Source organism: Cobetia sp. L2A1, assembly GCF_009796845.1.
In the GTDB taxonomy this organism is placed as follows: domain Bacteria; phylum Pseudomonadota; class Gammaproteobacteria; order Pseudomonadales; family Halomonadaceae; genus Cobetia.
In genome coordinates this window covers 3,762,589-3,775,858 of the sequence record NZ_CP047025.1, presented here as the reverse complement: position 1 = coordinate 3,775,858, position 13,270 = coordinate 3,762,589, and the positions used below count along the sequence as shown (strand labels likewise).

10 protein-coding genes are annotated in these 13,270 nt (G+C 58.9%); 4 read left to right on the top strand and 6 right to left on the bottom strand.

Going from position 1 to position 13,270, the window contains the following annotated elements:
• Positions 1-128 precede the first annotated feature (128 nt).
• The 6 genes from GQR90_RS16005 to GQR90_RS15980 all read right to left on the bottom strand — a co-directional run bounded on the left by GQR90_RS16005 (position 129) and on the right by GQR90_RS15980 (position 8,797).
• Positions 129-1,310, bottom strand: coding sequence for a porin (locus GQR90_RS16005; protein ID WP_158774967.1), 1,182 nt, complete (start codon positions 1,308-1,310; stop codon positions 129-131).
• Between the two features lie 263 nt (positions 1,311-1,573).
• Positions 1,574-3,169: an ABC transporter ATP-binding protein gene (locus tag GQR90_RS16000; RefSeq protein ID WP_158775617.1), complete on the bottom strand. Its 1,596-nt coding sequence runs from the start codon at positions 3,167-3,169 to the stop codon at positions 1,574-1,576.
• A gap of 181 nt (positions 3,170-3,350) precedes the next feature.
• Positions 3,351-4,274 (bottom strand): ABC transporter permease, encoded by a 924-nt coding sequence (locus tag GQR90_RS15995; protein WP_158774966.1) that lies wholly within the window; start codon positions 4,272-4,274, stop codon positions 3,351-3,353.
• A gap of 12 nt (positions 4,275-4,286) precedes the next feature.
• Positions 4,287-5,213 carry an oligopeptide ABC transporter permease OppB gene (gene oppB / locus GQR90_RS15990; RefSeq protein ID WP_158774965.1) on the bottom strand — a complete coding sequence of 309 codons (927 nt, stop codon included), beginning with the start codon at positions 5,211-5,213 and terminating at the stop codon, positions 4,287-4,289.
• Between the two features lie 121 nt (positions 5,214-5,334).
• The gene (locus tag GQR90_RS15985) at positions 5,335-7,023 is read right to left on the bottom strand and encodes a peptide ABC transporter substrate-binding protein (RefSeq protein WP_158774964.1); all 1,689 of its coding nucleotides are present in this window, start codon (positions 7,021-7,023) and stop codon (positions 5,335-5,337) included.
• A gap of 154 nt (positions 7,024-7,177) precedes the next feature.
• Positions 7,178-8,797, bottom strand: a complete 1,620-nt coding sequence (locus GQR90_RS15980) for a peptide ABC transporter substrate-binding protein (RefSeq protein WP_233266349.1) — start codon at positions 8,795-8,797, stop codon at positions 7,178-7,180.
• Between the two features lie 452 nt (positions 8,798-9,249).
• On the opposite strand from GQR90_RS15980, the gene prfB reads away from it, so the two are divergent.
• From prfB to GQR90_RS15960, 4 genes are all read left to right on the top strand, one after another.
• Positions 9,250-10,348 (top strand): peptide chain release factor 2 gene (prfB, locus tag GQR90_RS15975; RefSeq protein WP_158774963.1). Its coding sequence is split into 2 segments (ribosomal slippage): positions 9,250-9,324 and positions 9,326-10,348, totalling 1,098 coding nucleotides; the frame shifts between segments, so codons are not numbered across the junction.
• Between the two features lie 168 nt (positions 10,349-10,516).
• A complete protein-coding gene (gene lysS / locus GQR90_RS15970) occupies positions 10,517-12,055 on the top strand; it encodes a lysine--tRNA ligase (RefSeq protein ID WP_158774962.1) in 1,539 nt (512 codons plus the stop codon).
• Between the two features lie 313 nt (positions 12,056-12,368).
• Complete coding sequence (locus tag GQR90_RS15965) at positions 12,369-12,752, top strand: hypothetical protein (RefSeq protein WP_035159577.1); 384 nt, start codon at positions 12,369-12,371, stop codon at positions 12,750-12,752.
• Between the two features lie 194 nt (positions 12,753-12,946).
• Complete coding sequence (locus GQR90_RS15960; protein ID WP_158774961.1) at positions 12,947-13,270, top strand: BolA family protein; 324 nt, start codon at positions 12,947-12,949, stop codon at positions 13,268-13,270.

The window sequence follows — 13,270 nt, the reverse complement described above, 5'->3', positions numbered from 1 at the left end:
ACGCCCGGTCACATGACCGGGCGCTTTTTTGTGTAGATATCTTGCTGGTTCCGCTGATCAAGCACTCGTGATGCGACAGACAGGCTACCCCCTGGTGCAAGCATTGGCGGCAGGCAAATGCCGGTCGATCAGAAGTCGTAGCGTACCAGGAACATCAGCTGGTCCTTGTTGCTGCTGTACTCGCTGCCATCAGATTGACGGCTGTTGTCGAAGCGGTATTCAGAGGCCAGAGTGAAGCCCTTGCCCCGCCAGGCAGTCCCGAGGACCTGATAGGCATAACGCGCTTCGCTGCTGGTATCTTTCAGGTGGTTCAGGCCGCCATAGAGCTCGACCGAATCGTCGCCCAGGATGACATCCTTGAACTTGTAGTTGACGACAACTTCAGCGCCACGCGCCTTGTCGACGTAATCCTCGGAGGAGTCCAGCACGCTGCCGGCGATATGATTGCGGTATTCGCCGCCGACCACGGCAAGATACCAGTTACCTGGTGACCAGTGGCCGCCCAGCAGCCAGGCATCGATATCGCCATTCTCTGCGCTGCCGCTGTTGTCGTAATCGGTCAGTTCCGTGTGGTGGAAGACGCCGCCGATGGTCAGGTCATCGGTCGGGTTCCAGTTGAGTGCGGCTTCATAGCTGTAGTCACGCTCATACCCGGTGTAATCGGTATCGGTGACGATTGCACCATCGACCAGCGAATACTCGTCGTTGCTGTGCTTGCCATCATGGCTGAGCTGATACAGCAGGCCGACGGTGAATTCGCCGACATCCTTCTTCCAGTAGATCGAGTTGTCCGGGCGCCCGGTGCCGTGCAGGCCACCATCGCCATTGCGGCCACTGAAGGTACCGGACGCCTCGCCACCATTGATCCAGAACCAATCCGTGTTGCCAGCCACCATGTCATACCAGGGGCCGTACTGCTTGCCGACCGTAAAGCTGCCGTACTTGTCATTGCTGGCGCCCGCATAAAGAGAGCGCTTGTAATGTGCGTCAGTGCCGTCCTTGAACCACGGGTCAAAGCCCCATTCGGCATAGGCGATTGAACTCCAGCCTTGCTGGAACTCATGCTGGTAGATCAAACGCACGCGTGAGCCACCATTGTAGATATCATCGTGTTCGCCATCCTGTACGACGGCATATGCCGCCAGGCGACCACTGAATTCGATACGATCCACATCGGTCTTGTAGACCTCGATGGCCTGTGCCGCAGAGGCCATGCCCAGCAGTCCTGTGCTTAGCAGACCTGCCGCCATCGCGCGGCGCAGACGAGAGTGGGTCAGGGAGGGGATGCTGGCTGTTGTTGTAGGTTGCATCATCATCTCTTGTGGTTTTTCGGGATGTTGGTAACACCGGAGCCTCCTGCTCCGGCGGTGATCAGGATGCAGGCACCCTGTATGAAACCGACGTTCGTTTGTCCTGTGACGTCGATTCCTCCTGTCCGACGGAAGGCCTCTCCCATGTATTGTCGCTATTCCGAATGCCTTCAATACGAGGAGTCTGCCTTCCTTCGGGCAAGGTGGGGTCTTGATGGGCGCACGAGGCGCCCATCAGACTTTCATGTCATTTCGTCATGGGTTCAGTGAGCGGTGTGCCCCAGATCCGGGGCGAAAGCAGCTTGCATCAGCTCACGGGTATAGGTCTCGCTTGGCGCATCAAAGATGGCGCGCGTGCTGCCGCTTTCCACCACCTCACCGTCCTTCATCACGATCAGGTGATCAGAGAGCGCGCGGACGACCGCGAGATCATGGCTGATGAATAGATAGGTCAGACCATGACGTGCCTGCAGGTCGCGCAGCAGATCGATCACCGTGACCTGCACCGAGCGATCCAGTGCCGAGGTGGGTTCGTCCAGCAACAGGAATTCAGGCTTCAGTACCAGCGCACGGGCGATGGCGATACGCTGGCGCTGTCCTCCAGAAAATTCATGGGGATAGCGGTTGCGCATGGAGAGATCGAGACTGACTTCATCAAGTGCCTCACAGACCTTGGCATCACGTTGGGCACGATTGAATTCAGGATGATGTACGCGCAAGCCCTCACTGATGATTTCGCCGACAGTGAGGCGGGGCGACAGTGAACCGAACGGATCCTGGAATACCACCTGCATACGCGAACGCAGTGGCCGCAACGCTGCGGCATCCAGCGGCGAGAGATTGATACCATCGAATGTGATCTGACCCTTGCTCTTCAGCAGGCGCAGCAAGGCGCGGCCTAGCGTCGACTTGCCTGAGCCGGATTCGCCTACGATGCCGATAGTCTGACCACGCTTGACGTCGAGACTGATGCCGCGCACCGCCTCGAAGGTGATCTTGGGCCCGAACAATGGACGTTTGATGGTGAAGCTGACGCGCACGTCTCTGGCGGATAGCAATACCGGTGCATCTGCGGCGACGGGCAGCTTCTCGCCGGTAGGCTCGGCATCGAGAAGCATACGAGTGTAGGCATGCTTGGGGTTGTCGAACACGTCGTGTGTCGTGCCGCTTTCAAGCAGTTCCCCGTAGCGCATCACGCAGACGCGGTCTGCGAAGTGGCGCACGATACCAAGGTCGTGAGTGATGAACAGAATCGCCATGCCATAGCGCTTCTGCAGTGATTTGAGTAGACGAAGAATCTGAGCCTGCACCGTGACGTCGAGCGCGGTAGTGGGCTCATCGGCGATCAGCAGGTCTGGCTCACAGGCCAGCGCGATGGCGATCATCACGCGTTGACGCTGACCACCGGACAGCTCATGGGGAAAGCTATCAATACGTCGTGCGGGTTCCGGGATACCGACCTGCTCCAGCAGTTCCAGTGCCTTGTTGCGCGCTGCGCGGCCTTTTAGGTCACGATGCAGAGAGAGTACTTCGATGATCTGGCGCCCGACGCGATGTAGCGGGTTCAGCGAGGTCATCGGCTCCTGGAAGATGGTGGCGATTCGATTGCCGCGCAGCTCACGCATGCGACGCGTCGAGGCGCTCAGCAAGTCTTCGCCACGCAGGCGGATGGCGCCTTGTACCTCAGCGAGTTCAGGTAGCAGGCGCAGGATGGCGGTAGATGTCACCGACTTTCCAGAGCCAGACTCGCCGACCAGAGCCAGTGTCTCACCCTTGTTGAGGGTGAAACTTATGCCCTTGACCGCAGGGACGGGGCCATCCGGCAGCTGGAAGTCGACGCGCAGATCTTCGATTTCCATCAGTGATGGCGTGCCTGGCGCCTCGGCCTCAAGGCCGAGACGGGAGAGGGTATCGGCGCGTGCCTGATCGCCAACGCTGAGAGGAGCATCGCCGGCGTTTCCTGAAGGGCGCGGGGCGCCAACGGCAGGATGAGTAGTACCGGAGGGGGAGTGGGAAGTGGTCATCATCAGCGCTCCGGTATCAGCGAGTTTTGGGGTCGAGGGCATCACGCAGGCCATCGCCGAGGAAGTTGAGACAGAACAGGGTGGCGGCAAGGAAGATCGACGGCACCAGTAGCATCCAGGGCGCGGTTTCCATCATGTCCTTGCCTTCGGAAATCAGCACGCCCCATGAGGTCAGCGGCTCCTGTACGCCGAGGCCGAGGAATGACAGAAAGCTCTCCAGCAAGATGACCTTGGGTACCGTCAAGGTGACATAGATGATCACCGGGCCTAGCGCATTGGGGATCAGATGGCGGGTCACGACCTGTAGATCACGCACACCGAGGGCATGAGCTGCCTCGACGAACTCACGCTTCTTGAGCGCTAGCACCTGGCCTCGCACGATGCGGGACATATCCAGCCATTCCACCGCGCCGATGGCCGCGTAGATCAGGAAGATGTTACGCCCGAAGACCACCATCAACAGAATCACCAGGAACATGAACGGCAACGAATACATGATGTCGACGAAGCGCATCATCAGATTGTCGGTCCGCCCGCCGAAATAGCCGGAAATCGCGCCGTACAGCACACCGATCACCAGGCTGACGAAGGTGGCCACCAGTGCCACCGAGAGTGAGATCTGGCCGCCGTGTAGGGTGCGAGTGAGCAGGTCACGACCGTTGACATCAGTGCCGAACACATGGCCGGAGGCAAGGTCTGGCCCAGTACCAATGGCATCCCAGTCCACTTCGTCGAGTTCAAAGGGCGTCAGCCAAGGGCCGACAAGACAGGCCAGTATGATCACGGCCATTACCACCAGGCTGCACATGGCAGCACGGTTCTGTTTGAGACGGCGCCAGGCATCGCGAGTCAGGCTGTCGCCGGCTGGTGCAGCAGGTGGCTTGCCATCAAGGATACTGGCAGCGGCGTGGCCGTGAGGCGTTGGAGTAGTGTTGGACATGTTGGCCTCGTCTCAGTCGTCGTAGCGAATCTGTGGGTCGAGCGCGCTGTACAGCAGGTCGACGATCAGGTTGAGCACCAGAATCAGTGCGCCGTAAAACACCACCGTGCCCATCACCAGGGTGTAGTCGCGGTTGAGCGCCCCTTGCACGAAGTAGCGGCCGATGCCGGGAATACCGAAGATCTGCTCGATCACCACCGAGCCAGTGATGATGCCGGCGATGGCTGGGCCGAGGTAGGAGACGACGGGCAGCATTGCCGGTTGTAGTGCATGGTGCAGAATGACCTTCCACTCGCTGAGGCCCTTGGCGCGCGCGGTACGAATGTAGTGGCTGCCCAGTACCTCGATCATGCTGGCGCGCATCATGCGAGCGATATAGGCGATCTGCTGGATGGAGAGCGCGACCACGGGCAGGATCAGGTTCTGCCAGGCACCATTGTTCCAGCCGCCGGCAGGCAGCCAACCCAGCAGTACGCCGAATACCAGTGCCAGCATCGGTGCAATCACGAAATTGGGTACTGCGATACCCGCCAACGCCGTGCTCATCACGACGTAGTCAGCCGTCGAGTTTCGCTTGAGTGCAGCGATTACCCCCAGCGGCACGCCGACCAGCAATGCGGCGATGATTGCCCACATCCCCAACTCCAGACTCGCGGGAAAGCCCTGGCTGATCAGCTCGCTGACATCGAAGTCCTTGTACTTGAAGGATGGCCCGAGATCGCCCTGCACCAGATCCCCGAGATAGCGCAGGTACTGCATTGGTAGCGGCTCATCGAGATGGTAGGCCGCGCGTAGATTCTGCTCGATTTCGGGTGGCAAACGTCGTTCGCCATCAAATGGCCCACCGGGTGCGACACGCATCAAGAAGAACGACAGGGTGATCACGATCAGCAGGGTGGGAATCGCCTGCAGCAATCGCTTGAGGGTGTAGATCAGCATCGCGTGCTCCGTCCGGGAGAGTGCCCGGCTGTGTGTCGTTGTTGTTGATAGCAGTGGTGGCTAGCAGTGACTCAATCGAAACGCTTGGCCATGAATGATCAGGATCAGCGGCTTATCAGCACTACTCATCGAAATGCATGAAGCGACTTGGGTGTACGTCCAGCGCATTCGGTGCCCAGCCCGCCAGGCGCGGCGTAATCAGGCTCGAGGTCACGTAGTCGTAAAGCGGCAGCACCACATCATGGTCTAGCAGGTACTGTTCGGCCTCGTGCAAGTGCTGGCGGCGTACCTGGGCATCGCCTTCGCTCGCAGCGGCGGAGATCAGCGCGTCATAAGTCGGTGAATGCAGCCCGGGTGCGTTAGAGGTGTTATCGGAAGTGAAGGCGTTCAGGAAGTCGTAGGCATCGGCAATCGTTGCGATCATGCCGTAGCGGCCCACCTGATAATTGCCCTGTGCTAAATCACGATAGTGAACGGCAGCCTCGGTATTGGTCAGGGTGGCGGCAACGCCGAGTGGCTTCCACATTGCGCCCAATGCCACCGCGATCTTCTTGTGGTCTTCCAGCGTGTTGTAGCGCAGCTCCAGTGCCAGAGGATGTTCTGGACCAAAACCGGCTTCTGCCATCAGTTCGCGGGCGCGTGCCATGCGCTTTTCCATTGGCCAGTCAGCAAAATCAAACCGGCCACCGGTGTGATCAGTGAGCGCATTTGGCACGAAGTGCAGCGAGGGGATCTGCCCCATGCCAAGGATGCGCTCGGTGATCACGTCACGACGAGTGGCCAGGTTCAGCGCACGCCGAATACGTGGGTCTGCGACGGGTGAGCCGTCGCGTAGATTGAATGCGTAGAAGTACTCCCCGAGAATCGGGTAGGTATGCAGTGCCTCAGGCAGGTGCTTCTTTATCCACGCGAAGTGGCTGGCGGGAACGCTGTAGGCAATATCGACCTCGCCGGCGCGAAAGCGATTGAGCGCCGCGTGGCCCTCCTCGATGGGCAGATAGATCACCGTATCGAGCGCGACCTTGCCCGCAGCGTAATAGTGCGAGTTCGGTGCGAGTTCTATGTGTGACTGCGGTGCCCATTCCTTCAGGACGAAGGCACCAGAGCTGACCATGTTCGCGGGGCGCGTCCATTGACTGTCGCTGGCAGTGATGACATGGCGGGGCAGTGGCGCGGCCTCGCTCATGGCCAGCGTTTGCTCGAGGGTAGCCGAAGGATGGCTGAGCAAGATGACTAGCGTTTGAGCATCGGGTGCCGAGACACCGAGTTTTTCCGGTGGTAGTTCGCCAGTATTGACCGCACGGCCATTGACGATCGGATAGTAGAGTGTGGCGTTATGCGCCGCTGTTTCAGGTGTCATCAATCGGCGTAGCGCGAAGACAGCATCGTTGGCAGTGAGCGGGGTCGCATCGGACCACTCAAGGCCTTCGCGCAGATGGAAGGTCCAGCGTAGGCCATCATCGGAGACCTCCCAGCGTTCGGCTAATCCCGCTACCAAGGTGCCGTCAGGCGCGTAGGCAATCAGTGGCTCGAACAGGTCACGCGTGATACGCGTCTCCCAGGTGCCATTGGTCAGCTGAGGGTCGAGAGAGCCAGGCTCGGCACCATTGGCGATACGTAATACCTGGGGGGCGTGCTGAGATGAGCGTGGCTCGGTATCGGCTGCCAGTGCCTGTGATAGGGGAAGCAGGCCCGCCAGTAATAGACCGGTACTCACGAATATCGCGGGGAGTGATTGGCGCGAGACGTGACACGCGGCCACGCCAAAACGAACGCCAACAGGGCGATCGACAGGGGAAGAAAAGTGCATGCTGCAGGCTCCTTGTCGCCCGTCAGGCGACGCGACATTGCCATCCATGGCGGACGTCACTCTCTTGGCTACCGCTGCATGAAGCTTCGATAGCGAGAGGGTGGAGGCTCCCGACCCTGAGGTCGGGAGCGTGATCACCTGATGGTGCAGAGAATTATTCGGAGAATGAAATCCAGCGCGAGCGGTGGGTATCCTCGATATTGTCCTGCCATCCCTGAAGCTTGGGGTTCACCAGGTTGCGCGACACGTAGTAGTGAATCGGCAGTACGGCATAGTCGTCCAGTGCCTTGCGCTCGGCGTCCTGCATCAAGCTTTCACGTGCGTCCATGTCCAGCGTATTGGCCGCCTTGCTCATGTCGGCATCCAGCGCCTTGTTGGAATAGGCACCGTAGTTGTTGGGCACGCCGGTTTCCAGCAGGTTGAGGAAGTTCTGGGCGTCGTTGTAGTCACCGATCCAGCCGGCGCGGCCAGCATCGAACTTGCCCTGACGCATGTCCTCGTAATGCACGGCGACTTCGGCATTCAGCAGATTGACCTTCACGCCCAGCGGCTTCCACATGGCGGCGACCGCGATGGCGATCTTCTTGTGGTCTTCGCTGGTGTTGTAACGCAGGGTCAGTTCCAGTGGTTTGTCTGGGCCATAGCCGGCCTCTTTCATCAGCGCCTTGGCTTTCGTCATGCGCTCATCCATCGACATGTCCTTGAAGGCCATCTCCTGGATGTCGTAGTGATTCACCCCTGTTGGCACAAAGCTGTAGGCGGGGACTTCACCGGTGCCAAGAATCTTGTCGGTAATGACCTGGCGGCGTACCGACAGGTTGAGCGCTTCGCGCACGCGTGGGTCGGCAGTGGCATGACCATCGCGTGAGTTGAGAACGTAGTAGTAGATGCCCAGGTAGGGCGCGACGTGAGTCGCTTCCGGCAGGTTCTCTTTCAGCCAGCGGTACTGCTGAGTCGGGAACTCGCGCGCGATGTCGATCTCGCCGGCACGGAAACGCTTCAGGGCACTGTTACGCTCCTCGATGGGGTAGTAGATCACCTCATCGAGTGCGACATCCTTGGCATCATGGAATTCGGGATTCTTGACCGCGACGATGCGGGTCTGTGGCTGCCACTCGGTCAGCTCGAATGCACCGTTGGAGACCATCTTGCCCGGGTCAGTCCAATCCTTGCCGTACTTCTCCACCACATGTCTGGGCAGCGGGTAGGCGGTGTAATGAGTCAGCTGATCCAGGAAGTAGGGTGTCGGGCGCTCAAGCGTGATCTCGAGGGTGTAATCATCGACGGCACGCACACCCAGCGACGCTGGCTTGTCCTTGCCAGTGTTGATGGCCTTGGCATTCTTGATCGGATAGAGAATGTAGGCGTAATCCGAGGCGTTCTCTGGCGTCATGATGCGCTGGAGGGCAAACACGAAATCATCAGCGGTCACTGGCTGGCCATCCGACCACTTGCCGTCCTTGCGCAGCGCGAAGGTATAGGTCGTGCCGTCGTCAGAGATCTTCCAGGATTCGGCCGCGCCGGGAACACGCTTGCCATCGGCGGCTTCCGTGATCAGGCCCTCAAACAGATCGCCGACCACATCATTTTCCCAGGTGCCCGAGATCTGCTGCGGGTCCAGTGAGGCGGGCTCGCCCATGATGGCCAGCTTGAGAGTGTCAGCGAGTACGCCGCTTGAGGCTACAAGGCTACCAGCCAGCAGCAGAGAGGTGACCAGACGCTTGAGCGGAAAACCGGGGGGCATCGCCGGTGAATCGGTGTGCAGCTGTCTCATGATCGAGTGGCTCGCTATTGTTGTTAGTGATGATGCTGTTATGCCGCTGGCATGAATCATGGAGCCAGCATGTACTGTCTACCATTGAACTTAGATGGCCATGCTGTCCATGTTAAAAAATGGATGACGCATGCAAGTATTCGATAGGCGGCATGCAGAGCAACGCTGGCGAGGGGTTCAACGTTTCAGGAGCGGTCAATAACTTTAGTCGTGTTCACGTTTCTGAAAGGTGCTGTGTGCGCCATCTGCGACTTCGGAGAGTAGTCAGCACAATCCACTACGTCGACGCTGGCGACAGGCATGGTCGCCACGCAGGGAAATGGCTACAATATCGGGCTTTGCGCGTTGTCGGCTTGCGCGTGCGCCTTCTGGGCGCACGTCTTGTAACCTGTCGTACATGACAGAGCCGCCGCGCACCCATTCACGCATCATCGCCTCAAGACAGGACGACCATGCAAGAGATCAATCCGATTACCAACCTCATCAAGGACCTGTCCGAAAGGGCAGAAGTCCTGAGGGGGTATCTTTGACTATGCCGACAAGCAGGATCGGCTAGAGGAAGTCTCCCGCGAGCTCGAGAATCCGGACGTCTGGAATGACCCGGAATACGCTCAGAAGCTTGGCAAGGAACGCGCGTCGCTGGAGCTGGTCGTCAAGACCCTCGATGACATGAGCAACGGTCTGACCGATTGCAGCGACTTGCTGGAAATGGCCGTCGAGGAAGACGACGAAGGTACCGTGGATGAAGTCGTCCGCGAACTCAATCACCTCAAGGCTAGCCTTGAGAAGCTCGAGTTCCGCCGGATGTTCTCCGGTGAGATGGATGCCAACAACGCCTATCTCGACATCCAGTCAGGTTCCGGCGGAACGGAGGCGCAGGATTGGGCCAATATCCTGCTGCGCATGTATCTTCGTTGGGCTGAGCATCACGGCTTCAAGACCGAGATCGTCGAGGCGAGTGCCGGTGAAGTCGCGGGTATCAAGTCCGCGACCATCCATGTCGAAGGTGATTACGCCTTTGGCTGGTTGCGCACCGAGCTTGGCGTACATCGTCTGGTCCGCAAGAGTCCTTTCGACTCAGGCGGCCGTCGTCACACCTCGTTCGCATCCGTGTTCGTGTCGCCGGAAATCGATGACAACATCGAGATAGACATCAATCCGGCTGATCTGCGCACCGATACCTATCGTTCCTCGGGTGCAGGTGGTCAGCACGTCAACACCACCGACTCGGCGGTACGTATCACCCACGTCCCCACGGGCATCGTGGCGGCCTGCCAGACCGAGCGTAGCCAGCATTCCAATCGTGATCGTGCCATGAAGATGTTGAAGGCGCGTATCTACGAAGCCGAGATGCAAAAGCGCAACGCGGCCAAGCAGGAACTCGAGGACTCCAAGTCTGATATCGGCTGGGGCAGCCAGATTCGCTCCTATGTCCTAGATGACCAGCGTATCAAGGACCTGCGAACCAGCGTCCAGTCGAGCAACTGTGACAAGGTGCTCGATGGCGATCTTGATGATTTCATCGTCGCCAGCCTCAAGATGGGGCTCTAAGGTTCGGCACTCGCTGACCCTTGGGGCTTCCCTCGCCTCCACCGCTCAGTGCGGTGGAGGCCATGAATTCCCGTATCGCGATCAGAGCTGGCGGAGACTCCTTTCAGTCTGATCATGATCTGTCGTGGCCTGTTGGCCATGACCCTTTGACACGAGACAGGCACCTCCATGTCGACAGAGCAGACCCCCGCCGTTGATGAGCAGCAGGCCACCGAACAGGCCCAGGAAGAAAACCACCTGATTGCCGAGCGTCGCGCCAAACTTGGCCTTCGTCGCGAGCAGGCTGCTGCCGAAGGCAAGAGCGCCTTCCCCAATGATTTTCGCCGTGACAGCCTCGCCGCTGATCTATTGGTCGAGCTTGGCGAGAAAGACAAGGCCGAGCTCGAGACCCTCGATCGCAAGGCGGCCGTCGCTGGCCGTATCATGCGTAAACGTGGCCCGTTCATCGTGCTGCAGGAAGTCTCCGGCCAGATTCAGCTCTACGTCGACAAGAAAGGTCTACCGGAAGCGTTGCTCGACGATATCAAGAGCTGGGACATCGGTGACATCGTAGGTGCCAGCGGTCCGGTGCATAAATCCGGCAAGGGCGATCTGTATGTCATGATCGAAAGCGCCCAGCTGATGACCAAGAACCTGCGTCCGCTGCCGGACAAGTTCCACGGTCTGTCCGATCAGGAAATTCGCTATCGTCAGCGTTATGTCGACCTGATCATGAACGAGCAGTCGCGTCGCACCTTCGCGCTGCGTGCCGGTATCGTCGCCTCCATCCGTCGCTTCCTCAGCGACCGTGGCTTCATGGAAGTCGAGACGCCGATGCTGCAGCAGATTCCGGGTGGTGCGACGGCGCGTCCGTTCATCACGCATCACAATGCGCTGGATATGCAGATGTATCTGCGTATCGCGCCGGAGCTGTACCTCAAGCGTCTGGTGGTGGGTGGCTTCGAGCGTGTGTTCGAGATTAACCGCAATTTCCGCAATGAAGGGCTGTCCACACGACACAATCCCGAATTCACCATGCTGGAGTTCTACTGGGCGTACGCGGACTACCGTGACCTGATTTCCCTCACCGAGGACATGATTCGCACGGCGGCACAGGAAGTGCTCGGTACCATGCAGATTACCTGTCAGGGCAGCGAGTACGACCTTAGCCAACCCTTCATTCAGATGACCATGCGTGAGTCGATCATCAAGTACAGTGATGGCATCAGCGATGATGATCTGGCTACGCTCGAGGCAGCGCGCGCCACGGCCGAGCGTCTGGGTATTCAGGTCAAGCCGATCTGGGGGCTGGGCAAGCTCGAGACCGAGATATTTGAGGAAGTCGCCGAGCACCGTCTCGACCAGCCGACCTTCATCACTGAATATCCGGCCGAAGTCAGTCCGTTGGCGCGTCGTAATGACCACAACCCGCACGTCACTGACCGTTTTGAGTTCTTCGTCGGTGGTCGTGAGATCGCCAATGGCTTCTCGGAGCTCAACGACGCAGAAGACCAGGCGGAACGCTTCCAGGCGCAGGTTGCTGAGAAGGATGCTGGTGATGACGAAGCCATGTTCTACGATGCTGATTACGTGCGCGCGCTGGAATACGGCATGCCACCGACAGCTGGCGAAGGCATCGGCATTGATCGTCTGGTGATGCTGCTGACGGATAGTGCCTCTATTCGTGACGTACTGTTGTTCCCGGCGATGCGTCCGCAGCAGGACTAAGTCGCTTGGCGGAGTGACGAACAGCACCGCTGCTCCTCAGCGCCCTCGATCCATGATCGGGGGCGTTTTTCATGTGCGTGAGTCGGTACATTGCGTCGCGTCATGAACGACGAGGCACGGCGACGCTTGGCTTTGTCGCCTGCGAGCGGCCATAATGGTCGGCGTCTTGTCTGTCGGCCTTTTTACACGACGATATCCGACAGCAGCGCCCCGAGATTCACCGGCCTTTATGTACGTGTGGCATGTCACGCACAGCAGGTGAACGGTGTGTCTTATCTTGGGAATTGCCCCTGAATGTCCTGGAGAGTGCAGAATGAAGCTGCTTAACCGTTCCGCCCTGAGCGTCAAGCCGACCCAGGCGTTTGTCGACTGGATCAACTCGCTGGAATCCGATGGCGAGGGTGGCGAAGATCTGGCGCTGGAGGATGTCAATCAGGAGAGTACCGTCTACCTGATTCCCGAGATGGATACCCGTGAGGCGCTGGATGGCTTCGTGTCCGAGCGTTGGCTTGACGTACTCGAAAGTGAGCTGCGTGCCTGGGAAGAAGACACTCGCCATTGGCCGCAGCCGCTGGACAAGGCGCTGTTCAATAGCTTCATCACCGTCGAGCACAGCTATCTGGCAGTGGATCTCGATGACGAGGCGCCGCTGGAAGTCTGCGAAGTGGACGATGAGCTGCTCGCAGACCTCGACTGAGCATACCTGTGTTTACCTGACTGACGGCTAGCACTACCAGTCAGCGCTACAGGCGTTACAATGGCCCCGGGCAATATGCTCGGGGCCATTTGCGTTGTGTGCCCAGTCTCTGACATGGAGCAATGGATGTTGCCCGTATCGTCCCGTTTATCCTGCCGTCCGTTCGGTAGTTGCCCTGTTACAGGAGAGTGCGCATGAGCGTCCAGGCCGAGATCGAAAGCAAGCTCACGACGCTCGACCCGCTGATGGTCGAGGTCGTCAACGAGAGCCACATGCACAGTGTGCCGGCCAACTCCGAGACGCATTTCAAGGTCACCTTGGTCAGTACGCGCTTTGAGGGGCTGATGCCGGTAAAACGCCATCAGCTACTCTATGCATTGCTTGATGAAGAGTTGGCGGGTCCCGTTCATGCCTTGGCACTGCATTTGTATACCCCGCAGCAGTGGACGGCGCGTGGTGGCGAGATTCCTGATTCTCCCAACTGCCTGGGTGGAAGCAAGAGCGGTGGCAAGCACTGA

Coding starts and splice junctions, on each gene's coding strand:
- GQR90_RS16005 (WP_158774967.1), bottom strand. CDS start 1,310: ATGCAACCTACAACAACAGCCAGCATCCCCTCCCTGACCCACTCTCGT.
- GQR90_RS16000 (WP_158775617.1), bottom strand. CDS start 3,169: ATGGAAATCGAAGATCTGCGCGTCGACTTCCAGCTGCCGGATGGCCCC.
- GQR90_RS15995 (WP_158774966.1), bottom strand. CDS start 4,274: ATGTCCAACACTACTCCAACGCCTCACGGCCACGCCGCTGCCAGTATC.
- oppB (WP_158774965.1), bottom strand. CDS start 5,213: ATGCTGATCTACACCCTCAAGCGATTGCTGCAGGCGATTCCCACCCTG.
- GQR90_RS15985 (WP_158774964.1), bottom strand. CDS start 7,023: ATGCACTTTTCTTCCCCTGTCGATCGCCCTGTTGGCGTTCGTTTTGGC.
- GQR90_RS15980 (WP_233266349.1), bottom strand. CDS start 8,797: ATGAGACAGCTGCACACCGATTCACCGGCGATGCCCCCCGGTTTTCCG.
- lysS (WP_158774962.1), top strand. CDS start 10,517: ATGTCGACAGAGCAGACCCCCGCCGTTGATGAGCAGCAGGCCACCGAA.
- GQR90_RS15965 (WP_035159577.1), top strand. CDS start 12,369: ATGAAGCTGCTTAACCGTTCCGCCCTGAGCGTCAAGCCGACCCAGGCG.
- GQR90_RS15960 (WP_158774961.1), top strand. CDS start 12,947: ATGAGCGTCCAGGCCGAGATCGAAAGCAAGCTCACGACGCTCGACCCG.